Here is a 23,920-nt window from a genome sequence, read left to right as displayed (position 1 = left end):
ACTCTCTACGCAGAAGATTGATGAAGCTACTTTAACCGGAGCGGTGAATATTGGCGCCGCGTCTTCTCACGATCCATTGCGATACAAGCCGAGAAGCCCGGTACTGGACATACTTGCGGGACCGGCAGACCGATTCACGTGGTCTGCCGGTCCCGTAGGTGCTCAGGCCCGGAACCCGATCAGGCCTCGCCCGCCCCCGTGGCCGTCTCGGTGACCTTCTCGACGGTGGCGGTGGGCTCCTTCGCAGCCGGGTCCGCCACAACGGAGGCGTCCACGCAGCCGACCTCCCGCTTGATGAGGTCCAGGTGGGCACCAGTCCAGGCGTCCTTGTCCTGAGGAACCCTCAGCTCCAGGCGAATCCGGTCCCCCACGTGCAGGCCGACGGCCTTGCGCTCGTCCTGGACCAGGCGCACCAGGTCGCGGGCCCAGCCCTCGGCCTCCAGGGCGTCGTCGAGGGCGGTGTCCAGGACCACGAAGGCTCCCGAGGGCAGCATGGTGGCGGCCAGGGAGTCGTCGTCGACCTCGATGCGGGTGGTCAGGGTGAAGGCGGAGTCCTCCGCCTCCAGGACCACGGGGGTTCCGTCAAGCAGGACGTCGTCGAAGCGCACGTCCCCGTCCTCGGTGAGCTCCCACAGGCCCGCCTTGACGGCGGCGAAGAGCCTGGAGGTGAGCTTGCGGACCTCGGGGCTGAAGGCGCGCGGGTTGAGGGCCAGGTCAGTTCGGGCCTCGTAGCCGGCGGACTCGGCGTCCAGGACCCGCACCTCCTTGACGTTGACCTCCTCGGCGACGAGCTCGCGGAAGGGGGTCAGCCCGGCCGGGTCCGCCGTGGCGATGGTCAGGCTTCGAAGCGGCTGGCGCACGCGCAGCTTCTCGGCCTTGCGCAGGCTCAGGGCGGCCGAGACGGCGGCTCGGGCCTCGTCCATAGCCGTGACGAGCTCGGCATTGGCGACATGCTCGGGCAGGACGGGCCAGTCGGTCAGGTGCACGGAGCGCCCACCGGTCAGGCCCCGCCAGATCTCCTCGCTCACCAACGGCGCCAGCGGCGCCATCACCTCGGTGAGCACGCGCAGCACGGTGGCCAGGGTGTCGAAGGCGGCCGTCTCGCCGTCGGTGAAGCGCTGGCGCGAGGTGCGCAGGTACCAGTTGGTGAGCACGTCGAGGAAGTCTCGGATCGTGGCGCAGGCCCCGGTGATATCGTAGCCGTCCATCTGGGCGGCCACCGTCTCGGCCAGGTCCTTGGTGCGGGCCAGGACGTAGCGGTCCATGACGTGCAGGCCGCCGTGCTTGGCGAACAGGCCCGCGTCGCCCAGGTCGACGCCGTCGGTGACGTAGCCGGACTGGCCCACCTGGCCGGCGTAGAGCGCGAAGAAGTACCAGGTGTTCCACAGCGGCAGCACCACCTGGCGCACGGTGTCGCGGATGGCCTTGTCGGTGACCACGAGGTTGCCCCCGCGCATGACCGGCGCCGAGAGCAGGAACCAGCGCATGGCGTCGGCCCCGTCGCGGTCGAAGACCATGGAGACGTCCGGGTAGTTGCGCAGCGACTTGCTCATCTTGGCCCCGTCGTTGCCCAGGAGGATGCCGTGGGAGACGCAGGAGGTGAAGGCGGGCCGGTCGAACAGGGCGGTGGCCAGGACGTGGAGGGTGTAGAACCAGCCGCGGGTCTGGCCGATGTACTCCACGATGAAGTCACCCGGGTAGTGCGACTCGAACCACTCGACGTTCTCGAAGGGGTAGTGCACCTGGGCGAAGGGCATCGAGCCGGACTCGAACCAGCAGTCCAGGACATCGGGAATGCGGCGCATCATGGACTTGCCCGTGGGGTCGTCGGGGTTGGGCCGCACGAGGGTGTCGATGAAGGGGCGGTGCAGGTCGGTGACCTTCACGCCGAAGTCGCGCTCGAGCTCGGCGTAGGAGCCGTAGACGTCGGTGCGCGGGTAGTCGGGGTTGTCGCTGACCCACACCGGGATGGGCGCGCCCCAGAAGCGGTTGCGCGAGATCGACCAGTCGCGCGCGTTCGCCAGCCACTTGCCGAAGATGCCGTCCTTGATGTGGCCGGGGTACCAGTCGATGTCCTGGTTGAGCTCGACCATGCGGTCACGGATCGCCGAGACGCGCACGAACCAGGAGGAGACGGCCTTGTAGATGAGCGGCTTGCGGCAGCGCCAGCAGTGCGGGTAGGAGTGCACGTAGGAGGCCTGGCGCACCAGGACGGCCCGTTGGTTCTCGTCGCGGCGGGCAAGGGGGCCGGCCCCGTCGCGCAGGTCGGCGACGATGGGCTTGTTGGCCTCGAAGACCTGCAACCCGGCGTAGTCGCGGATCTCCTCGGTCAGGCAGCCGCCGTCGTCGACGGGCACGACCGTCTCGATGCCGGCCCCGGAGCAGGCGATCATGTCGTCCTCACCGAAGGCCGAGGCCATGTGCACCAGGCCGGTTCCGTCGGAGGTGGTCACGAAGTCGGCGGCGATGATCGTCCAGGCATTCGGCCCGGGCGCCGCCCCCTCGGCCCGGTGGACGGCGTCGTCGAAGTAGTCGAAGATCGGGTGGTAGCGCCGCCCCACCAGGTCGGCCCCGGTGCAGGTGGCCAGCACCTGCGGGTCCTTGCCGAGCTCGCGGGCGTAGGAGCCCAGCAGGTCCTTCGCGATGACGACGTCCTGACCGGCCACCGGGGAGTCGAGGTCCTCATCGACGTGGACGGTCACGTACTCGACGTCGGGACCCACGGCGATGGCCACGTTGGAGGGCAGCGTCCAGGGCGTGGTGGTCCAGATGAGGACCAGCTCGGGGCGCTCGGCGCCCTGACGCAGCGGCTCCTCCAGGCGCAGGCCCACCGTGACCGTGTTGTCCTGGCGGTCCTGGTAGACGTCATCGTCCATCTTGAGCTCGTGGTTGCTCAAGGGGGTGCGGTCGTGCCAGCAGTAGGGCAGGACGCGGTAGCCCTGGTAGGCCAGGCCCTTGTCCCACAGCTGCTTGAAGGCCCACAGCACCGACTCCATGTAGTCGGGGTCGAGGGTCTTGTAGTCGTTGTCGAAGTCGACCCAGCGCGCCTGGCGGGTGACATAGTCCTCCCACTCCTTGGTGTAGCGCAGGACGGAGGAGCGGCACTCCTCGTTGAACTTCTCGATGCCGATGCCGCCGGGGCGGGTGATCTCGGTGACGTCGTCGATACCGAGCAGACGCTGGGCCTCGAGCTCGGCGGGCAGGCCGTGGGTGTCCCAGCCGAAGCGGCGCTCGACACGCTTGCCGCGCTGGGTCTGGTAACGCCCGACGGCGTCCTTGACGTAGCCGGTCAGCAGGTGGCCGTAGTGGGGCAGGCCGTTGGCGAAGGGCGGGCCGTCGTAGAAGACGAACTCGTCGCAGGGCTCGGCGCGGTTGTCGATGGAGGCCTGGAAGGTGCCGTCGGCCTTCCAGTAGGCCAGCACGTCCTCCTCAATGGCGGGGAAGGAGGGCGAGGGGGCGATCTGCTCCCCCGGGCGGTGCAGGGGGTAGAAGGCGGCGCCGGTCGGCTCGCTGCCGTCGGCGGTGGTGCTGTCAGCCATCTTCTCAGCCATCGCGGTGTGCTCTCGTCTCACTCGTTCCTGCCGCCTCGGGCGGGCGCCCGGGGCCTGACGAGGACGACGTCGGCTCGGCCGGGGAGAGTTCCTCAGCCGGCACCGCACCGCGGTACCACCTCGCTTGCCGTGCTGCGCCCCGAGAGGGACGGTGTGCACGACCGCTTCGTTTCCAGCTGTGACGGGCTGTCCCGTCCGGTTCTACTGAGGGCCGACGACGCTGGTGCGCCGGGGCCCGGTTCTTCCGGAGGCTCGCCGGTGATGGCCGGGTCGCTGCCTTTGCTCTGGGAAGTCTAGTGGGCGGTGCGCCGCCGGGGCCAGTTCACGCCGCGGCTTGGCGGCGTCATCCTGCCCACACCCGGCGGAGGATCTGCACACACCAACAAGAACTTCAAAGACGACACGAATACGCGTCGCCTTTGAAGAAAATGTTGTTCTGTGGGCGGTGATGCGGCTGGTCGCCGGCTCGGATCCGCTCGGTCTAGCCGGCTGCGTTGAGCTCCTCGAGGGCCTCCTGCGGAAGACTGAAGCGGGTGGCCTCGACGGCGTCAGTGAGCTGGGCGACGCTGCTGACGCCCACGATCGGGGTGATCGTCGGCTGCTGGGCGTTGAGAAGGGCCAGGACGACCTGGCTCGGCTTCATGGCAAGACGGTCCGACCACGTGCGCAGCGCCGTCAGCCGCTTGTCAGTCCCCGGGTGCCTGTAGGCCTCGGGCAGCGGGCGTTCCGGGTGCTCGTAGGCGCCGGTGAGCAGCGGCGTGTAGGCCCACAGGTCCAGCCCGCATCGCTCGGCGAGGTTCTTGCTCTCGATGGTCATCATCCCGTGGGGGTGGTCCTCGCCCTCAACCGGGGTGTCCGGCCTCGGGTGGATATAGGACTCCCGCAGCTGCAGGGCGCTGAAGCCGGCCGAGCCCCGTTGCTGGGCGTGCACGTTGGCTGCGGCGGCGTACCAGGCCGGGTGGTTGGACAGCCCGGTCCGTGCGGTCAGCCCTTGGTCAACCAGGGCGCCGAAGCCCTCAGCGACATCCGCGACCGGCTGCGCCCGGTCCTCCATATGGGCCCAGTACATGTCGACGTGCTCCGTCTGCAGGCGCTGCAGACTGTCCCGAATGGCCTGGTTGACTGTGTCCCTGCCGAGACCTTCCACGGCGCCCGGGAAGCCATGAGGGCGGGTCGGCTCCGCACCGACCTTGGTGCTGATCCTCACCTGGTCGCGCACGCCGCGATCAGCGAGCCACTGGCCGATGACGGTCTCGCTCTGGCCCCCGAGGCCGGACTCGGCTCCCCAGAAGGCGTAGCAGTTCGCGGTGTCGATCCACTGGCCACCCAGATCCAGGTAGGCGTCGAGAATTTCACGGGACTGGGCGGCGGACAGGCGGGTTCCGAAGTGCATGGTGCCCAGCGCCATGCGGGGACGTGTGTCAGTCATCGGGTTCCTCTCCTCCGTGTCATCAGGGTGCGAAATGCGAGGTGTGCCAGCGACCGTAACCCAAACTGCACACACCGACAAGAACTTCAAAGGCGACACGAATACGCGTCGCCTTTGAAGAAAATGTTGTTCTGTGGGCGGCGGCCGGTGCCGGCGGCCTCAGCTCTGCGTGCTCGGAGAGGCGTCCTGCTGCTGAAGGACGCCCGAGGAGCCAGAGCCGCCCTTCTGGTTGCTATCACCCGAGCCGGAGCCCGACTGCTGGTCGCCGCTCGAGCCGGAGCCGCTGGAGGCGTCGCCGTTGGGGGTGGTTCGGCCGGCTCCACCGGAGCCCCCTCCCGGACCGCCCTGGCCGCCTTGACCGTTCTGGCCACCGGGGCCTCCGCCGGGCATCTGCCCACCGGGCCCGCCCTGACCACCAGGTCCTCCCTGGCCCCCTCCGGGCATGCCCTGACCGTTGCCGGCTCCCTGCTGCTGGGCCTGACCGTGCTGGGAGCCGGAGCTGAGGAGCTCGTTGGCCCCCCACCCGGCCCCGAAGGAGCCCGCCAGCAGCGCCACCCCGGCAGCGCCCACGACGACGCGACGTCGGTACCAGGGCCCACGCGCCTTGGTCCGGGCCTTCTTGGCCGCCGCGGATGTGGAGGGCACTGCGCCAATGGTCGCAGCGTTCTGAGCATCCGGGGACGCCCACGCCCCGCCCAGCCTGGTGTCGGCGGTGCTGCTGGCAGCCGAGCGAGCCGCCCCGGAACCCTTGGCGGAGTCCTGGGTGACGTCCTTGGCAAGAACCTCGGTCCTCGCCGAGCCTGAGTCAGTGGTTCCCGCAGTGTCCTTAAGGTCCTTGACGTCCTTGGTGCCGTCACTGCCAGGGTCGCCCGCGGCGCCCTGCGGCAGGTGCTGCGCTGCGGCGTCGGCGGCATCGGTGGCGTCCCTGGTGGGGAGGCTCTCCGTGGCCGCGTCGCGCGGGGAGGAAGTGGCGTCACCACCGGAGGAGACATGCTTGGTCATGGGTGTCCTTTCAGTCTGTTTCCCGGCCCGGCCGGGGCTGGAAGAGACGTTAGGAACCCGCGCTGTGCCCGGGGCAGGTCACGCCTGTGGACCACCTATGTCTGACAACGCCGCGCCCCTACTGCTCCCGGGCCACCAGCGTGTTGGAGGCCTGGGCCCGCGGCCGCACCACCATGGAGTCGATGTTGACGTGGGCGGGCAGCTCCAACGTCCAGACGATGCAGGCGGCGACGTCGTCGGCGCTGAGCGGCTCGGCGACACCGGCATAGACCTTCGCTGCGGCCTCGGCGTCCCCGTGAAGGCGGTTGAGGGAGAACTCCTCGGTGGCCACCATGCCGGGGGCGATCTCAATGACGCGCACCGGCTCGCCCACCAGCTCCAGGCGCAAGGTGTTGGCAATGATCCGCTCGGCGTGCTTGGCCGCCACGTAACCGCCCCCACCGGGGTAGGTGTCGTGGGCCGCCGTGGAGGTGAGGAAGACCAGGTCCCCGCCCCGCTCCCGCAGCCCCGGCAGGAAGGCCTGGCTCACGCGCAGGGCCGCGAGCACGTTGCGCTCATACATGGTGGCCCACTCCTGGGCGCTGCCCTCGGCGACCGGGTCGACTCCCAGCGCGCCACCGGCATTGTTGACGACGGCGTCAACGACTCCCTCGGCCAGCACCTCGCTGGCCAGGCGCTCGACGTCGCCGGGCTCCTGGAGGTCTGCGGCCACCCACGTACATCCGGTCTCAGCGGCCAGTGCCTCGAGGCGCTCCACCCGCCGCGCGGTGGCGACGACCTCCCACCCGTGGGAGCGCAGGAGCCGAACGGTGGCGGCGCCGATGCCGGTGGAGGCGCCGGTGACCAGGGCGCGGCGGACCGGCGCGGAGTCGACGGTGACGTTCTTCAAGTTCTCGCTCATCGGTCCACGATACGTCCCCGTCACGCTCGCCTGGCACAATCGGGCCCGATTCGCACGGGTCCTCCCAGGCCCGCTTGCGAAGCCCAGCACAGTTCGGCCCCACCGGAAGGCCCCTATGAACGCCATCATCCTCGCCGTCCTGGTCATGCTTATCCTGGCGATGCTGCGCGTCCATGTGGTCCTGTCCCTGTTCGTCGGCGCGCTCGCAGGCGGGTTGAGCGCCGGCATGGGCGTCAGCCGCACCATGGTCGCCTTCCAGGACGGGCTGGCCGACGGCGCCCAGATAGCCCTGTCCTACGCGCTGCTGGGGGCCTTCGCCATGGCGGTGGCGCACTCAGGGCTGCCCCAGCTGCTGGCGAACTGGCTTATCGGCCGCATCGAGAACGACGACGAGTCCGCTTCTCGGAAAGCCGTGCGCACCACCACCATGCTGGTGCTGGGAGGCCTGACCACCATGGCGATCATGAGCGAGAGCCTCATCCCGGTTCACATCGCCTTCATCCCTCTCGTGGTCCCACCGCTGCTCATCGTCATGAGCCGCCTGCAGCTGGACCGCCGCGCCGTGGCCTGCGCCATCACCTTCGGGCTGGTCACGACCTACATGTTTCTACCTCTGGGCTTCGGGCGGGTCTTCCTTTACAACACCCTCTACCGCAACATCAAGGAAGCGGGTCTGGACGTCTCACAGGTCTCTGCCACCCAGGCCATGGGAATCCCGGCGCTGGGCATGGTCGCGGGGCTGCTCATCGCCGTGTTCGTCACTTACCGCAAGCCCCGCGTCTACCAGGTCGACGCCGGCAACGGCGTGGGCTCGGGCGAGGAGGTCTCCGGCCCGGTCGAGGTGGACCGCCACAAGATCCGGGTCGCGCTGGTCGCCGTCGTCGCCTGCTTCGCCGTCCAGACCTTCCTGACCTGGACGAAGTCCGAGGCCGACCCGCTCCTGGTCGGGGCGCTCACGGGTCTGCTGCTGTTCATGGCCACCAGGGTCGTCACCATCGCCGAGGCCGACGACGTCTTCACCGGAGGCATGCGGATGATGGCCCTCATCGGGCTCATCATGATCACGGCGCAGGGCTTCGCCAAGGTCCTCAAGGAGACCAAGCAGATCGAGCCGCTGGTGAAGTCGGCGACCTCCTTGTTCGCGGGCTCCAAGCCCGCCGCCGCCTTCGTCATGCTGCTCGTGGGCCTCATCGTGACAATGGGCATCGGCTCGTCCTTCTCCACCCTGCCGATCATCTCGGCGATCTATGTGCCGCTGTGCGTGTCCCTGGGCTTCTCGCCAGTCGCCACGGTCTGCCTCATCGGGACCGCTGGGGCGCTGGGGGATGCCGGCTCACCGGCGTCGGACTCCACGCTGGGGCCCACGGCGGGGCTCAACGCCGACGGGCAGCACGACCACATGCGCGACTCGGTCATCCCGACCTTCCTGCACTTCAACATCCCCCTGCTCATCGCCGGGTGGATCGCCGCACTGGTGCTCTGAAGGCCACCGGCGCCCCGGAAGTCGCACCGCCTGGCGCGCCGCCGCGGTACGGTGATGGCCTCATGTCGCTCACGAGCAGGAGGCCTTCATGCGTATCGGGTTCATCGGCGCCGGCAACATGGTCAGCGCCATTGTGCGGGGTGCCGTGGCGGCGGGAACACCGGCCGGGCACCTGCTGCTGACCAGCAAGCACGGTTCCGCCGAGCGCCTGGCCGGACAGGTCGGGGCCGTCCACGTGCCCGACGCCGCCGAGCTGGTCTCACGCAGCGACGTCCTCATCCTGGGCCTCAAGCCCTACGTCATCCCCGATGTCCTGCCTCGGTTGTCGGAGGCCATCGCCGCCAGCCGGCCCCTGGTGGTCTCCATCGCGGCCGGAGTGGCCCTGGAGCGCCTGGAGTCGATGCTGCCGGACGGTACCCGGGTGGTGCGCACCATGCCGAACATGGCCGCCTCCGTGGGCGAGTCGATGACGGCGCTGGCACCCGGAAGCAGTGCGAGCCCCCAGGACCTGGAGACGGTACGCACCCTCATGGAGACCATCGGTCGCACCGTGATCCTGGAGGAAAGGGACTTCTCCTCCTTCATCGGTCTGGCGGGCTCCTCCCCCGCCCTGGTGTGCGCCTTTATCGACGCCCTGGCGCGCGCCGGCGTCATGGGTGGTATCCCCAAGGCACAGGCCGTCCAGATCGTGGCTCAGGCGGTGCTGGGGACCGCCCGCACCGTGCAGACCGAGGCTCAGCGCACCGCCGAGGGAGGCCATGGCCGCACCCCGGCCGACCTCATCGACGTGGTCTGCTCCCCCGGCGGCACGACGGTAGCGGGCATGGTGGCCCTGGAGCGGGCCGGTTTCTCCGACGCCGTCGTGCGCGCCTTCGAGGCCATCGCCGAGAGGGACCGCGAGCTGGGCGCCTGAGCGCAGACCTAGGTCCGAGGTCCCATATCCCGTCTATCTGCTGCCGCACGCCACCACCGGTGCAGTGCGCGGCAGTGCGATCTTTTTCCGCGTCCTGACGGGATAAAGCCACCCTCAACAACCCCACCGTGACTCGAAGCACAGATCATTCCTGCTTGTCGCCAGGGTAAAAGCATGGTTAATGTTTCGGCCATGACCTTCCCTCACGCAGCACTCTTCAGCGGTACCTATCCCGCTGATCTTCTGCGTGCCCATGCGGTCATGTGTTGTCGGGCCTGACCAGCGCCTGACACCACGGGGACTTCACCCCGCAACGAGGTATCCGGCGCAATGAAGCGTCCGGAAGGCCCCGTTGAGACGGCTGACGCCAACTGAACGGCACTGCAGGCTCTGCACGCAGCAGCGCACCAGGCCGACCCCGGACGCTCCTCATACGCCAATGACACGCCACCGTCATGGAGGAGCAATGACCACCACCGTCACGCCACCCGCCCGCACCCTGCGCCCACCGCGCAAGGCCCGCTCCAACGGCCAGTGGGCCCTCGACGGGCGCAAGCCGCTCAATGACAACGAGGCCTTCAAGCAGGACGGGGACCCGCTGGCGGTGCGCGACCGGATCATGCGCATCTACGGTCCCGGCGGCTACGAGAGCATCGCACCCGACGATCTCAACGGCCGTTTCCGCTGGTGGGGCCTGTACACCCAGCGCAAGCAGGGGATCGACGGCGGCCGCACCGCCCAGCTGGACGTCTCCGAGCTGTCCGACCGCTACTTCATGCAGCGGGTGCGCCTGGACGGTAGGAGCCTGAGCCGCCAGCAGCTGCGGGTGCTCGGCTCGGTCTCCAACGACTTCGCTCGCGGCACCGCCGACATCACCGACCGGCAGAACATCCAGCTGCACTGGGTGGAGATCGACAATGTCCCAGAGCTGTGGCGGCGCCTGGAGTCGGTGGGGCTGACCACGGTCGAGGGCTGCGGGGACACGCCCCGGGGGTTCCTGGTCTCCCCGGTGGCCGGCGTCGCCAAGGACGAGGTCATCGATCCGACTCCGCTGGCCCGTGCCATCAAGGACACCTACCTGGGTGACCCCGAGCTGGCCAATCTGCCCCGCAAGTTCAAGACGGCCATCACCGGCTCCCCCAGCCTCGACATCCTCCACGAGATCAACGATGTCTCCTTCGTCGGCGTCAACCACCCCGAGCTCGGTCCCGGCTACGACCTGTGGGTGGCCGGAGCCCTGTCCACCGCCCCGCGTCTGGGCCAGCGGCTGGGGGCCTTCGTCACCCCTGAGGACGCCCTGGACGTCTGGTACGGCGTCATCCGCATCTTCCGCGACTACGGCTACCGCCGCCTGCGCAACAAGGCCCGGCTGAAGTTCCTCATGGCCGAGTGGGGGCCGGAAAGGTTCCGGCGAGTCCTCCAGGACGACTACCTGGGACGCGCCCTGCCCGATGGCCCGGCCCCTGAGGAGCCGAGCGGGGACTCCGACCACATCGGCGTCCACGAGCAGAAGGACGGCCGCTTCTGGGTGGGGGCCAAGCCGCCCGTCGGCCGGTTGAGCGGGGACGTCCTGCTGGGCCTGGCAGACCTGGCCGAGCGGGTCGGCTCGGACCGGGTGCGCACCACCCCGCTGCAGAACCTGCTGCTCCTGGACGTACCTGCCGAGAAGGTCGACGACGCCGTCGCGGGTCTGCGCGAGCTGGGGCTCGATCCCGACCCGGGCGCCTTCACCCGCTCGACCCTGGCCTGCACCGGGCTGGAGTTCTGCAAGTTCGCGATCGTGGAGACCAAGAAGCTGGCGGCGCGCGTGTCGGCCGAGCTCGACGCGCGCCTGGCCGACACCGACCTGGATCGGCGCATCACCTTGACCGTCAACGGCTGCCCGAACTCCTGCGCCCGCATCCAGATCGCGGACATCGGCCTCAAGGGCCAGATCATCACGGTCGACGGCGAGCAGATGCCCGGCTTCCAGGTGCACCTGGGCGGTGGCCTGGCCGCCGACGGCCGCGCCGAGGCCGGCCTGGGCCGCACGGTGAGGGGTCTGAAGGTTCCCGCCTCCGGCCTGGTCGACTACGTCGAGCGTTTGGTGCGCCGCTACCTGGACCAGCGCCTCCCTGAGGAGACCTTCGCCCAGTGGGCGCACCGAGCCGATGAGGAGGCCCTGCAGTGAGCGCCGCAACCACTGACAGCGCCCAGGCGTCCCTGAATGTGGCGCACCGTGCTCCTGCCGCCTCGAGGTCGCGCGGCGCAGGCTCGGCCCCGCTGCGGTCCACGGAGGAGCTGCGCGCCCTGGCCGAGGCCGGTGCACGCGAGCTCGGTGACGATGCCGAGGCCCTCGACGTCGCCCAGTGGGCGGCCCAGAACTTCCCCAGCACGCTGGCCGTGGCCTGCTCCATGGCCGACGCCGTTCTGCCGCACGTGGTCTCCCGGGCCCTGCCCGGAGTCGATGTCCTCTTCCTGGACACCGGGTACCACTTCGCCGAGACCGTGGGCACCCGCGACGCGGTGGCCGCCACCATGGACGTCACCGTCGTCGACGTGATGCCCGAGCTGAGCGTGGCCGAGCAGGACGAGCGCTACGGGCCGGATCTGTGGTCGCGGGACCCGGCCGCCTGCTGCCGCCTGCGCAAGGTCGAGCCGCTGGCGAGGGCCCTGAGCGGCTACGAGGCCTGGGCCACCGGGGTGCGCCGTGAGGACGCCCCCACCCGCACCCACACGCCGCTGATCGGCTGGGACGCCACCCACGAGATCGTCAAGATCAATCCCCTGGCCGCCTGGAGCATGGAGGAGCTGACCGGCTACGCCGACCAGCACGGCGTGCTCATCAACCCCCTCCTGTACGACGGCTACCCCTCGATCGGCTGTGCCCCGTGCACGGCGCGAGTCAAGCCCGGAGACGACCCCCGTTCCGGCCGCTGGGCCGGATTCACCAAGACAGAATGCGGAATCCACCTATGAGCATCACCCTGACCCACACCCCTCCGGCCCCCGTCCCCTCCCCCGCGCATGCGCCGGAGCTCGAACCGGCCGGTCTGGCCGACCTCTCCCGGGCCCCCGCCACCTCTGAGGCCCTGGACATCCTTGACGTCCTGGAGGCCGAGGCCATCCTCGTCATCCGGGAGATCGCCGCAGAGTGCCGCCGCCCCGTGCTGCTGTTCTCCGGGGGCAAGGACTCCGTGGTCATGCTGCACCTGGCGCGCAAGGCCTTCTGGCCCGCTCCGATCCCCTTCCCCGTCCTGCACGTGGACACCGGCCACAACTTCCCCGAGGTGCTGGCCTACCGTGACCGGACGGTCGAGGAGCTCGGTCTGCGGCTCGTGGTGGCCCGCGTCCAGGACTACATCGACGACGGCCGTCTGCGCGAGCGCACCGACGGCACCCGCAACCCGCTCCAGACGATCCCGCTCCTCGACGCCATCGAGGAGGGTGGCTTCGACGGCGTCTTCGGCGGCGGGCGCCGCGACGAGGAGAAGGCCCGGGCCAAGGAGCGCATCGTCTCCCTGCGCGACGAGTTCGGCCAGTGGGACCCGCGCAACCAGCGCCCCGAGCTGTGGAACCTGCTCAACCCCCGCCACCGCCCCGGTGAGCACGTGCGGGTCTTCCCGTTGAGCAACTGGACCGAGCTGGACGTGTGGCGCTACATCGAGCGCGAGGACATCGCCCTGCCCGGCCTCTACTACGCCCACGAGCGTGAGGTGTTCCTGCGTGACGGGATGTGGCTGGCGGCCGGAGGCGTCAACCGGTTGCGCGACGGCGAGCAGGTCGTCACCCGCACCGTGCGCTACCGCACCGTGGGCGACATGTCCTGCACGGGCGCCGTCGAGTCCGAGGCCGCCACCAACCACGACATCGTCCTGGAGGTCGCCGCCTCCACCCTGACCGAGCGGGGAGCCACCCGCGCCGATGACCGCCTGAGCGAGGCGGCCATGGAGGACCGCAAGAAGGAGGGCTACTTCTGATGAGCACCCCCACCCTCACCGACATCCCCGCCGAGGCCGAGGCTCGCGCCGCCGCCACCGGCTCACTGCTGCGGCTGGCCACAGCCGGCAGCGTCGACGACGGCAAGTCCACGCTCGTGGGCCGCCTGCTGTTCGACTCCAAGTCCGTGCTGCGCGACCAGCTGGCCGCCGTCGAGCGGGTCAGCCTGGATCGGGGCCTGACCAGTGCCGACCTCGCGCTGCTGACCGACGGGCTGCGGGCCGAGCGCGAGCAGGGCATCACGATCGACGTCGCCTACCGCTACTTCGCCACCCCGCAACGCTCCTTCATCCTGGCGGACTGCCCCGGGCACGTGCAGTACACCCGCAACACGGTCACCGGCTGCTCCACGGCCGACGTCGTCGTGCTGCTGGTGGACGCCCGCAACGGGGTCCTGGAGCAGACGCGCCGCCACCTGGCGGTCGCCGCCCTCCTGCGCGTCCCGCACGTTATCGTCGCGGTCAACAAGATCGACCTGGTGAACTTCTCCGCCGAGGTCTACGCAGCCATCGAGACCGATATCCGCGCCGTGGCCGCCGAGCTGGGCGTGGCCGAGATCCATGTCCTGCCGACCTCCGCGCTCCTGGGGGACAACATCGTCCAGGCCTCGACCAGCACGCCCTTCTACGAGGGGCCGACCCTGCTGGGGCTTCTGGAGTCCCTGCCCACCGCCCGCGACGAGGGCGCCTTCCGCCTGCCGGTCCAGCTGGTCATCCGCCCCCAGGGGGCGGCGCCGGCGCCCGAGCTGCGCGACTACCGGGGCTACGCCGGGCGGATCGCCTCGGGCACGGTACGCGTCGGTGACCCCGTGGTGGTGCTGCCCTCGGGCAGGCACTCACGCGTGGCCGGCATCGACCTGGGCGAGCGCAGCCTGGAGGAGGCCGTTGAGGGCCAGTCGGTGACGGTTCGCCTCACCGACGATATCGACGTGGCCCGCGGTGACACCCTGGCCGCGGCGGGCGACGCGCCCCAGGTGCTCACCGAGGTCGACGCCCGCGTGTCCTGGCTGAGCGAGGAGCCCCTGCGCCCCCGGACGCGAGTGCTGCTCAAGCACGGCGCCCAGACGGTCCAGGCGATCGTGCGCGCCATTGAGGGGCGCCTCGACCTGGACGACCTGACCACGGTGCCGGCTGATGCCCTGGAGCTCAACGACATCGGCCTGGTTCGGCTGCGTCTGGCCTCACCGGTGCCCCTGGCCGACTACTCGGTCTCCCGGTCCGACGGCGCCTTCCTCCTCATCGACGCCCACGAGGGCGGCACGCTCGGGGCGGGCATGGTGCAGCTGGCAGGCGCAGGGCGCGGAGAACCGGCTGCGGCCGCCTCCTCAGGCAGGGGCTGAGGCATGACCCACGACGTCTCTCCCCATGTACCCGACGGCTCCGCTGGCTCTGCGGGTTCCGCGGGCGGCTGGGTGGCACTGGTGGGCGGCGGCCCGGGCAGCAGCGGCCTCATCACCGCCCGCGGCCTGGAGCTGTTGGGCCAGGCGGACGTGGTCGTCGTCGACGCACTGGCGCCCCGGGACCTCCTGGAGGACCTTGACCCCACAACCGAGGTCATCGACGCCTCCAAGCGGCGCGGCCGGCACGTCATGAGCCAGGAGCAGATCGACGCGCTCCTGGTCGACCTGGCCCACCGCGGCAAGGGGGTGGTCCGTCTCAAGGGCGGTGACCCCTACGTGCTCGGGCGCGGCGGGGAGGAGGCGGCCGCCTGCCGCCGGGCCGGTGTCGCCGTCGAGGTCGTCCCGGGGATCACCAGCGCCATCGCCGTGCCCGCGGCGGCGGGGATCCCCGTGACCCACCGGGGGCTGTCGCGTGGCTTCTCGGTCATCACGGCTCATGCGGATCTGGGGGTGCTCCCCCAGCGCCGCGACCACACCCTCATCCTGCTCATGGGGGTCTCCCGGCTGCGGGACTCGGTCGCCTCCCTGCTGGAGGCCGGCAGCGATCCGGCCACTCCGGCGGCGATCATCGAGCGCGGCTACCACCCCGACCAGCGCGTGACCACCACCGAGCTGCGATGTCTGGCCGACGTCGCCGCCCGCTGCGGCGTGACCGCCCCCGCGGTCATCGTCATCGGCGACGTCGTCACCCTGAGCCCGTACTGGGCTGACCGAGTCGTCGAGGAGGCCCGGCCGGCGAGCCCCGCCGCGTGAGTCCTCCTCGGCGCATGCAGACCGAATGTCCTGGAGTCACTGATGCGCAAACTTGTTCTTCTCGCCCTCGTCGGCCTGGCCGCCCAGCTGGTCGACGGCTCCCTCGGGATGGGGTACGGCATGACCTCCTCCTCCCTGCTGCTTCTGGCCGGGCTGAGCCCGGCGCTCGCCTCGGCCTCGGTGCACCTGGCTGAGATCGGCACGACCCTGGCCTCGGGGGCCTCCCACTGGAGGCTGGGCAACACCGATCCTCGCCTGGTGGTCCGGCTGGGGCTGCCCGGCGCGGTGGGGGCCTTCGGCGGCGCCACGGTCCTGTCGCACCTGTCGACCCGCGCGGCGACCCCGGTGACGGCGAGCCTGCTGATCCTGCTGGGGGCCTATGTCCTGGGGCGCTTCTCCCTGCGCCCGCCTAAGGGATCCGGTAGCCGGCGCTCCCCACACGGCAGGCGGCTCCTGGTCCCCCTGGGAGTGGTGGGCGGTTTCGTTGACGCCACCGGCGGTGGCGGCTGGGGACCGGTGGTGACGACGACGCTGCTCACGGGTGGTCGTACGGCACCGCGCACCGTGGTCGGCTCGGTGGGGGCCTCGGAGTTCCTGGTGACGGTGGCGGCCTCGGCCGGCTTCCTCACCGGACTGGGCACCGCGGGCATCAGCCTCGGCATTGTCCTGACCCTGCTGGCCGGCGGGCTGGTGGCCGCACCGATCGCCGCCTGGCTGGTCTCCCGTCTGCCTGGAGCGGTGCTGGGCACCGCCGTCGGCGGGCTGATCCTGGCCACGAACCTGCGGGTGCTCCTGTCCTGGGCCGAGGCCTCGGCCCGAACCGGAGTCGTGTTGTACGGCGCGCTCGGGGTGATCTGGGCGGCCTTCCTGACCCTGGCGGTCCGCAAGGCACGCGCCACCGCCACAGACATTCGGGAGGAGACCGAGCAGGTGCTTGAGGAGGTCCGCACCGATCCTCGGTACGGCCACGCACCTGAGGCTGCTGTGCCGGACGAGACTCTCACTTCGAGTGGTCCGCTCGGGTCGAGGCCGGTCGAGCCGGCTCGTCCTCACGCGCACGCGGTTCTGGTGGTGGAGCCGGTATGAGCACTCGTCCCCTGGTGCTGCTGGCCCACGGCTCGCGACGGCCCGGGCCGTCCTCAGTCCTGTCGCGCACCGCTGAGCGCGTCGGCACGATCCTGCCCGAGGTGGAGGTGCGCACCGGTTACGTCGAGCTCCAGCCCCCGGACCCGGCCACGGCGCTGGAGGGGCTGGTGGATCCGGTGGTGCTGCCCTTCTTCCTGGCCCGCGGCTATCACGTCGTCCATGACGTACCGGCCGCAGTGGAACGACACGGGTCGGGGACGGTCACCGGGCACCTGGGGGTCGAGGCGCACCTGGTGGAGGCCGTGGCGCAGCGGCTTCACGAGGCCTCCGCGCCCCTGGGCGGGCTTGCAGGGCTCGACCATATTGTTCTGGGCGCGGCCGGGTCGCGTCAGGCGGTGGCACTGGAGGAGGTTGAGGCCATCACTCGCCTGCTCGAGGCGCGTCTGGGGCGCGAGGTGACGCCCGCCTACCTGTCGGCTGCGCGCCCCAGTGTCCGTGACGCGGTGAGCACGGCCCGGGCCCGAGGCGCCGGGCGGGTAGGTGTGGCCACCTACCTGCTGGCGGAGGGACGTTTTCACCGGGCCCTGCACTCCACGGGCGCCGACGTCGTAGCCGCGCCCATCGGCGACCACCCGGCGCTCGCCGAGCTGGTGGCCCTCCGCTACCGGGAACAGGTCGCCTGACCGCGAGGCCCTCTCCCTCAACCGAGAAGAACACTGTTCGCGCACGGCAGCCGTGTTTGCCTTACCCCTATGCGAAACAGGTTGCTCTCGGCGGAGGAGGAGCGTCAGTTGCCACCGTCCTCAAGGAGTCGCTCGGACAGGCGCTGGATGATGGGTTCGACCTCCTGCGAGGTGGTGGCTGCGGCGCTCACGCGGCCGAAGATGCCCACCGCCAGGAGTCCGAAGGCCGTCTCCTCATCCTGCTGGCTCGGCTCACGGCGTCCGTGGGAACGGGCCACCATGACAGAGGTCTCTCTCAGCCAGCGTCGCCAGCTGCCTGCTAGCCGGTCCCGGGAGTCCTCGTGACGAATGGCGTAGAGCCAGGTCTCCAGGTGCAGGACAACATCCTCCATGGGAAGCTCCTGGAGCTGCTCTCCCCACTGGTCGGGGCTCGCCATCTGGCGAGCGGCCTCATCCGAACTCTCCTCACCACAGGTGACGACCTCCAGGAACAGGGCCTCCTTGGAGGGGAAGGAGGAGTAGAAGGCGCCCTTGGTGAATCCGGCCGCCGAGGCGATGTCGCTGACCGACGCCCCCTCGTAGCCCTTGGCGGCGAAGACCTCCCTGGCAGCAGCAAGGATCCGCGCCCTGGTCTCCTCGTTCCGACGCCGTCCACCGCCCCGCCTCGGGGCGGCGCCGCTGACTGCGGTGGAGGCGGAGGCCAGCTTCCGGGAGGCGAGGTCCAGGGAGGTCGCCACCGCGATCTCACTACTCCGGCGCGCTTCCTGACCGGCCGCGCCCGCCGCACGGGAGAAGGCGATGATCGCCTCATTGAGGGCGCGAGTCGCCTCCCTGAGGTCATGAGAGGCGGACGCCCCGAAGTCATCACTGTCACTGTTCGGCCCACGGTCGGAGCTCCTGGCGGTCATGCCCCCACTGTAGAGGAGGCCCCTCAGAAAGGGTTTCACGGTCCTTCCCCCACATTCGTCACGTCCTCCACCGGGCTCCGACTATGCGGGCCGGTTCAGGGCCGCTTTCCCAGGGCCCATGACGCTCCGGCGATGGACACCAGGCACCATCCAACCAGCAGGACCCAGGACCGGGTGGGCATGGTGGCGTCGTGGGAGAACAGGCCGGCGCGCACCACCTGCGCCATGGGCTCGAAGGGCAGCCAGCGGTGGAGCTCCTGGGCCCAGTCGGGGAGTCTGTCGGAAGGAAAGCTCATGGGAGAGAACAGCAAGATGCCGAAGGCGAGCACCTGGGAGAGGATCTGAGCCAGGGCCGGAGCCAGGAGCGTGGCGATGGCGTAGCCGATGCAGGCCGCTGTCAGGGCGACCAGCACGGCGCCGGGTACCAGCCACCACTGCGGGGCGAGGTCGACGTCGAAGCGGGCGTTGGCGACGATGACGCCCACGACCAAGCCGGGTAGTGCCAGGGCGGTCCAGATCGCGAGGTCTGCCAGGAGGAAGGCGATCCTGGGGACGGGCAGGGTGCGCATCCAGTCCAGACTGCCCTCGGTGCGGGACTGGGAGACCCACTGGGGTGTCATGATGAGTCCCAGTGAGATGAGCGCGATCGCCGGGCCACCGCCGGCCAGGTAGAGACTCGCCTCGCGGTCTGGGTGTCCCGCGATGAGCCCGTATCCCAGGACCATGGAGACGGACAGCAGCGTCTGGACGATGATGAACAGCGGCAGCATGGGCAGGCTGCGTCGGAACTGCCACTGGATGAGCAGGCCGAGCTGACGCCAGAGCGATGTCGTCTGGGACGTGACCTCGAGGGCAGTGACAGCGGCTGGAGCCGTTTCAGTAGCGGCGCTGGTTGAAGCAGGCATCGGCTTGTCCTTCACTTCCTGTTTCTCTGGGGGCTGGAGTCGTTCCGCGCTGACATGGCGGCACGGGGGCAACGTGGATCCTTGGAACGGGCCGGGCCTCCCGTTGCCTCACTCGGTTCAGGCGGCATGACGATGCGCCTCTTGTCCTGTACTCGCGGTGAGGTGGACGTAGACGTCCTCCAGTGAGATCGGTGCCAGCTCGTAGCGCTCGATCGCGGAGTCCTTGAGGGCGTGAGCAGCCCAGTCCACGGCCTGCGCTGTACGGTCGGAGGACACTGCCACGGATGCGTGCACGGCGTCGTGCTGCGTCAGGCTCATTCCCGCGGGCGGTTCGATCCGTCGGCCGGGAGTCCGACTGATCTCCAGGACGAAGGAGGATCCGTGGCCGGCAACGAGCGCTGCGGGAGTTCCCTCGGCGATGACGTGGCCGTGGTCCAGGACGGCGAGCCGGTCGACAGCCCGTTCAGCCTCCCGCACGTTGTGGGTCACGAGGAGGACTGCGGATCCGGCATCGGCCAGGAGTCGGATCTGGTCCCACAGCAGGCGCCGGCGCACCGGGTCGACGTCGTTGGTGGGCTCATCGAGGATGACCAGGCGCCCGGGAACGACGGCGCACATGGCGAAGGCTGTCAGGCGGGCGATACCGCCGGAGATCTTCTGCGCGGGAGTCCTCGCCCACTCCCCCAGGTCAAGAGCCTCGATGAGCTCCTCGGCGCGTCTGCGTGTCTGACGCGGGCGCCCTCCTCGCATGCGCCCCACGAGGTCGATCGCGGTCAGGGGCGTGAGCCCCGTGATGGGGACGTTGGCCTGTGCCTGGACGTTGGTGAGGCGGCGGGCGAGAGCGGGGTTGGCGACGGCGTCGACACCGTCGAGCCTGATGCTTCCAGAGGTCGGGCGCAAGAGCCCCACCACCTGGTTGACCAGCGTGGTCTTGCCCGCACCGTTGTGGCCGAGGAGCCCGACCACCTCGCCGGCACCCACCCGCATGGTGACGCCGGCGTTGGCTCTCACCGTGTGCGCCCCGCTTCCGAAGTGCTTGTGAAGGTCCTCAATGGCTAGTACGTCGGCCATGAAGCCTCCTCCTTTCGTTCATCTACCTGGATCCGGGAACCCGACCGACCACCAGATCGATCCGTACCGGCCGGTATTGACGATACCACTCAGTATTTCAAGGAGGTTTCATGGAGCCTCACGAGCTCTCATAACAACGGTGACGCTGCCCCATACCGTTCGGTATGAGACAGCGTCAGTCCGTGAATCTGTCGTATCCGAGATGACCTGCCTACGCATCACTCCTGGCGGATGTGCCAGCGCGAGGAGGCCGTGGAGGCCTCGATGAACTCGCGGAAGGGGCCGGGGACGGCAGCCAGCTCCTGGGGCGTACCGCACTGGACCACGCGGGCGCCGGCCTGACTTGGCTCGAGGAAGACGACCTCGTCGGCCTGGCGGACGGTGGACAGGCGGTGGGCCACCACGATGACGGTTCGGCCCTCGGAGAGCTCGCGCACCACCTCGGTGATGGCGGACTCATTCTCCCCGTCCAAGGCCGAGGTGATCTCGTCAAGCAGGAGGATCGGGGCGTCCTTGACGAAGGCGCGGGCGATGGCGACGCGCTGACGCTCCCCACCGGACAGGCTCAGCCCGCCGGGACCGACCTGTGTGTCCCACCCGTGCGGCAGCGCCTCGATGACGCGGTCCAGGCGGGCGCGTCTGGCGGCCTCGGCCAGCTCGGCGTCGGTGGCCTCGAACCGGGCGATGCGCAGGTTCTCCCGGATGGTGGTGTCGAACAGGTAGACGTCCTGGAAGACCATGGAGGTCATGCCCATGATCGTCGAGGCGCGCATGGAGCGCACCGGTGCGCCACCAATGGTGACGGTCCCGCCGTCGACGTCCCAGAACCGGGCGGCCAGGCGCAGGATCGTGGACTTGCCTGCCCCTGAGGGCCCCACCAGGGCGGTCACTCGTCCCTGCGGTGCGCTCAGGCAGACGCCCGCCAGGACGGGACGGCCGGCGTCGTAGGAGAAGGAGACGTCGTTCAGGGCGATCGTGGTCCCCCGGGGCTCGATCTCCTGGCCAGGCTCGGGGTCGGGCAGGGGACGGGCGTTAAGAATGTCCCCCACGACTCGCAGGGCGACCTTCGCGTTGTCGGCCTCGGCGCCGTACATGGCGGCCTTGGTCAGTGGCAGGAGCGTGCGCGCGGTGACAGCCATGATCGCCAGGTATGCGACGACGTCGAGCCGGTGCCCGCTCACACGTGACAGTCCCACCGCCATGACCAGGGCAAAGGCGATGTTGACGATGAGGTTGAAGTACTGCCCGGGCCTGCCCTTGACCCGTAAGCCGTCCAGGGTGGCGGTGGAGTCGACCTCCAGGGCGGTTCGCACCGGCGCCCAGCCCGTCTTGGTGACGCCGGTGGCGCGCAGCACGGGCTGGAGCCGGGCGAACTCCACGAGGCGTCCGGCCGCGGCGCTCGAGGTGCGGTCCTCCATCTCGTTGGCGCGGGTGGTTGCGGCTCCCATGAGCCGCCACGTCAGGACCAGCGGGACGATGGCGGCGGCCATGATGAGCGCCAGGGGCCACTCGACGACGGCGGTGGCCACGACCATGACCAGCGGGACGATGAAGGCGTTGCACAGGTTGGGGATCACCATGGAGGCCAGGTGGGAGAGGGTGTTGACCTCCTTGGAGGTGGCGTTGACGACGGCGGCCTCACGCTCGGCGCTGAACCAACCCAGGGGCAGGGTCAGGACGTGATCGGCGACGCGGTCGATCATCGTGTCGCAGACCTCGAAGACACTGACCCGGTAGGAGCGGTGCATGGCGATGGTGTCGACGACGACGCTCACCACCCCCAGGGCCACGACTGCGATCAGCCAACCGGTCAGGGACTCCGAGCGCGAGTAGAGGGCGCGCAGGAAGGGGATCATGAGGGCCAGGGTGAGGCCCTGAAGGACTGCGGAGGCTACGAACCAGGCGGTGATGGTCCGCATCTCGGCGGCGTTGACGACTCGCGTCAGCAGCTTCCACATGGCTACTCCTCTTCCTGCCCTGCGGTCTCGGCTCCGGGCTGATCGACCTGGGCGGTCAGCGCCGCGGCGTCGGTCTCCTCGCTCAGGTCCTGGCTGCTCCACATGGCGGCGTAGCGGCCGCCTGCGGCCAGCAGCTCCTCATGCGTGCCGCGCTCGGTGATGCGTCCGGCGTCGACGACGAGGATCTGGTCGGCGTCGCGGATCGTGGACAGACGGTGGGCGATGATGATGACGGTCCTTCCGGCCGCCAGCCGGGACAGGGCCTGGTGGATGTCGCGCTCGGAGGCCGGATCGGCCTGGGCTGTGGCCTCGTCCAGGACGAGGACGGGGGCGTCCTGGAGGTAGGCGCGCGCCAGGGTGACGCGCTGGCGCTCCCCTCCGGAGAGGAATCCTCCCGTATCGCCCAGGATCGTGTCGTAGCCATGGGGCAGACGTGTGATGCGCTCGTGGATGCAGGCCACGCGGGCGGCCGCCTCAACCTGTTCCCGGGTCGCGTCGGGGCGTCCCAGGGCGATGTTGTCGTGGACGGACTCGTGGGCCAGGGCCACGTCCTGCAGCACGACCGCCACCCGAGAGAGCAACCAGATGAATGTCACCTCGCGCACGTCGACGCCGCTGATGCGCACGGCACCGGCGTCGACGTCGTAGAAGCGGGCGATGAGGCGGGCCAGGGTCGACTTGCCGCCACCGGAGGGGCCGACGAGCGCCGTCACGCTTCCCGGTTCGGCGGTGAAGGACAGGCCCTGCAGGACCGGGGAGCCGGCCTCGTAGGAGAAAGTGACGTCCTCGACGTCGACGCGCCCGGGGGCGGGTCCCTCGCCGTCGTCATGGGCCCCCTCGGGCATCGGCGGCAAGGAGAGCAGGTCGGCGGTGGCCTGGGCAGCCATCCTGGACTCGTACATGTGCTGCATGAGACCGACGAGGATCATAAGCCCCTCCGGCAGCCCGAGGGCCACCAGGAAGAACGGCAGGGTGGCTGACAGCGGTGTCCACCCCTGGGAGGTGAACAGGACGGCCAGGAGCGCGACCGTGGCGAAGACCGTGGAGGGCCGCAGGACGGCGGTCATGGCGCTGATGGCCTTCCCGGATCTGCTCACCCACTCGTATGACAGCTCGGAGAACTCGGTGCGCGCCCGGCTGAAGCGGGTGCGGGAGGCGTCGGTGGCCTGGAAGCCCTTGATCTCCTTGATGCCCTCGAGCATCTCGACGGTTGCGGCGGCCAGCGCGGTCTGCGCGACGCCGAAGCGCTCGGTGATATCTGACATGCCGGCCAGGGCCAGGGATATGACCCCCAGGGTGAGTACCCACAGCCCCAGCAGCGCGCAGGCCAGGCGCCAGTCGGTCCACAGCAGGTAGGCCGCCCCGGCCGTAGCCATGACGACGGCGTTGGTGGCGTCACCGGGGACGTGGGCGACGAGGGTGTGGATGGAGGTGGTGTCGTCGCAGACCATCTTGCGGATGGTGCCGTGCGGGATCTGCGCCACTCGCCCCAGGGGCAGGCTGCTGATGGCCTCGACGACTTGTCTGCGTAGGTGGTGTCGCAGTCGGGCCTCGGCCAGGTGCGTGATCCCCAGGCCCGCCAGGTAGAGGGCCTGGGAGGCGAACAGGGCGACGGCTGCGATCGCCGCCCAGATCCACAGGCTGCTGCGCCAGCCCTCCGGCGAGGTCTCACCCAGCCAGATGGCCGCCATGTTGCGCAGGGCCTCGAAGGGGAGGATGGACATCAGCGCTCCGAGCGCGGTCAGCAGCCCGGTGACGATCATGGCCGGGCGCGCCGGCCGGATGAGCTCGCCGACGGTGACGCCGGAGCGCCCGGAGTGATCGGGGTGTTCGGCCGGATGCTCGGTGAGGTCTTTGGCTGCCTGGTGAATCGGCTGGTGATTCGGCTGCTTCGGCATAG

General features: G+C 69.8%; 18 protein-coding genes. 9 read left to right on the top strand and 9 right to left on the bottom strand.

The features are described 5' to 3' along the window. Positions 1–179 precede the first annotated feature (179 nt). The 4 genes from ileS to BKH20_RS04635 all read right to left on the bottom strand — a co-directional run bounded on the left by ileS (position 180) and on the right by BKH20_RS04635 (position 6,883). Positions 180–3,551, bottom strand: a complete 3,372-nt coding sequence (ileS, locus tag BKH20_RS04655; RefSeq protein ID WP_075390125.1) for an isoleucine--tRNA ligase — start codon at positions 3,549–3,551, stop codon at positions 180–182. A gap of 481 nt (positions 3,552–4,032) precedes the next feature. Continuing rightward, complete coding sequence (locus BKH20_RS04645) at positions 4,033–4,980, bottom strand: aldo/keto reductase (protein WP_075390124.1); 948 nt, start codon at positions 4,978–4,980, stop codon at positions 4,033–4,035. A gap of 159 nt (positions 4,981–5,139) precedes the next feature. Then, on the bottom strand, positions 5,140–5,982 hold the full coding sequence (locus BKH20_RS04640; RefSeq protein ID WP_075390123.1) for a hypothetical protein: 843 nt from the start codon (positions 5,980–5,982) through the stop codon (positions 5,140–5,142). Between the two features lie 118 nt (positions 5,983–6,100). Next, a complete protein-coding gene (locus BKH20_RS04635) occupies positions 6,101–6,883 on the bottom strand; it encodes an SDR family NAD(P)-dependent oxidoreductase (RefSeq protein WP_075390122.1) in 783 nt (260 codons plus the stop codon). Between the two features lie 115 nt (positions 6,884–6,998). Here BKH20_RS04635 and BKH20_RS04630 point away from each other — a divergent pair, with 115 nt between their 5' ends. From BKH20_RS04630 to BKH20_RS04590, 9 genes are all read left to right on the top strand, one after another. Then, a complete protein-coding gene (locus tag BKH20_RS04630) occupies positions 6,999–8,366 on the top strand; it encodes a Na+/H+ antiporter family protein (RefSeq protein WP_075390121.1) in 1,368 nt (455 codons plus the stop codon). Positions 8,367–8,454: 88 nt separating this feature from the next. Next, positions 8,455–9,279, top strand: coding sequence for a pyrroline-5-carboxylate reductase (proC, locus tag BKH20_RS04625; protein WP_075390120.1), 825 nt, complete (start codon positions 8,455–8,457; stop codon positions 9,277–9,279). A 466-nt stretch (positions 9,280–9,745) separates the two neighbouring features. Next, positions 9,746–11,449 carry a nitrite/sulfite reductase gene (locus BKH20_RS04620; RefSeq protein WP_075390119.1) on the top strand — a complete coding sequence of 568 codons (1,704 nt, stop codon included), beginning with the start codon at positions 9,746–9,748 and terminating at the stop codon, positions 11,447–11,449. After that, positions 11,446–12,237, top strand: coding sequence for a phosphoadenylyl-sulfate reductase (locus tag BKH20_RS04615; protein ID WP_075390118.1), 792 nt, complete (start codon positions 11,446–11,448; stop codon positions 12,235–12,237). Before BKH20_RS04620 ends, BKH20_RS04615 begins: the two co-directional genes overlap by 4 nt. Then, on the top strand, positions 12,234–13,238 hold the full coding sequence (gene cysD / locus BKH20_RS04610) for a sulfate adenylyltransferase subunit CysD (RefSeq protein WP_075390117.1): 1,005 nt from the start codon (positions 12,234–12,236) through the stop codon (positions 13,236–13,238). Before BKH20_RS04615 ends, cysD begins: the two co-directional genes overlap by 4 nt. Beyond that, positions 13,238–14,596, top strand: a complete 1,359-nt coding sequence (locus tag BKH20_RS04605) for a sulfate adenylyltransferase subunit 1 (RefSeq protein WP_075390116.1) — start codon at positions 13,238–13,240, stop codon at positions 14,594–14,596. Before cysD ends, BKH20_RS04605 begins: the two co-directional genes overlap by 1 nt. 3 nt (positions 14,597–14,599) lie before the next feature. Next, positions 14,600–15,409, top strand: a complete 810-nt coding sequence (gene cobA, locus BKH20_RS04600) for a uroporphyrinogen-III C-methyltransferase (protein WP_075390115.1) — start codon at positions 14,600–14,602, stop codon at positions 15,407–15,409. 42 nt (positions 15,410–15,451) lie between these two features. Continuing rightward, on the top strand, positions 15,452–16,495 hold the full coding sequence (locus BKH20_RS04595) for a sulfite exporter TauE/SafE family protein (RefSeq protein ID WP_075390114.1): 1,044 nt from the start codon (positions 15,452–15,454) through the stop codon (positions 16,493–16,495). Further along, a complete protein-coding gene (locus BKH20_RS04590; RefSeq protein ID WP_075390113.1) occupies positions 16,492–17,178 on the top strand; it encodes a sirohydrochlorin chelatase in 687 nt (228 codons plus the stop codon). Before BKH20_RS04595 ends, BKH20_RS04590 begins: the two co-directional genes overlap by 4 nt. 104 nt (positions 17,179–17,282) lie before the next feature. On the opposite strand, the gene BKH20_RS04585 is transcribed toward BKH20_RS04590, so the two are convergent. From BKH20_RS04585 to BKH20_RS04565, 5 genes are all read right to left on the bottom strand, one after another. Further along, positions 17,283–18,086 (bottom strand): TetR/AcrR family transcriptional regulator, encoded by an 804-nt coding sequence (locus tag BKH20_RS04585; protein WP_075390112.1) that lies wholly within the window; start codon positions 18,084–18,086, stop codon positions 17,283–17,285. A gap of 95 nt (positions 18,087–18,181) precedes the next feature. Next, positions 18,182–18,991, bottom strand: a complete 810-nt coding sequence (locus tag BKH20_RS04580) for an ABC transporter permease (protein WP_075390111.1) — start codon at positions 18,989–18,991, stop codon at positions 18,182–18,184. Between the two features lie 117 nt (positions 18,992–19,108). Then, a complete protein-coding gene (locus tag BKH20_RS04575) occupies positions 19,109–20,062 on the bottom strand; it encodes an ABC transporter ATP-binding protein (protein WP_075390110.1) in 954 nt (317 codons plus the stop codon). Positions 20,063–20,280: 218 nt separating this feature from the next. Further along, positions 20,281–22,020 (bottom strand): ABC transporter ATP-binding protein, encoded by a 1,740-nt coding sequence (locus BKH20_RS04570; protein ID WP_075390109.1) that lies wholly within the window; start codon positions 22,018–22,020, stop codon positions 20,281–20,283. 2 nt (positions 22,021–22,022) lie between these two features. Beyond that, a complete protein-coding gene (locus tag BKH20_RS04565) occupies positions 22,023–23,918 on the bottom strand; it encodes an ABC transporter ATP-binding protein (RefSeq protein WP_075390108.1) in 1,896 nt (631 codons plus the stop codon). Between the last annotated feature and the right edge of the window lie 2 nt (positions 23,919–23,920).

Source organism: Actinomyces oris (genome assembly GCF_001937445.1).
In the GTDB taxonomy this organism is placed as follows: Bacteria; Actinomycetota; Actinomycetes; order Actinomycetales; family Actinomycetaceae; genus Actinomyces; species Actinomyces acetigenes.
This window is presented reverse-complemented; position numbering and strand designations above follow the sequence as displayed.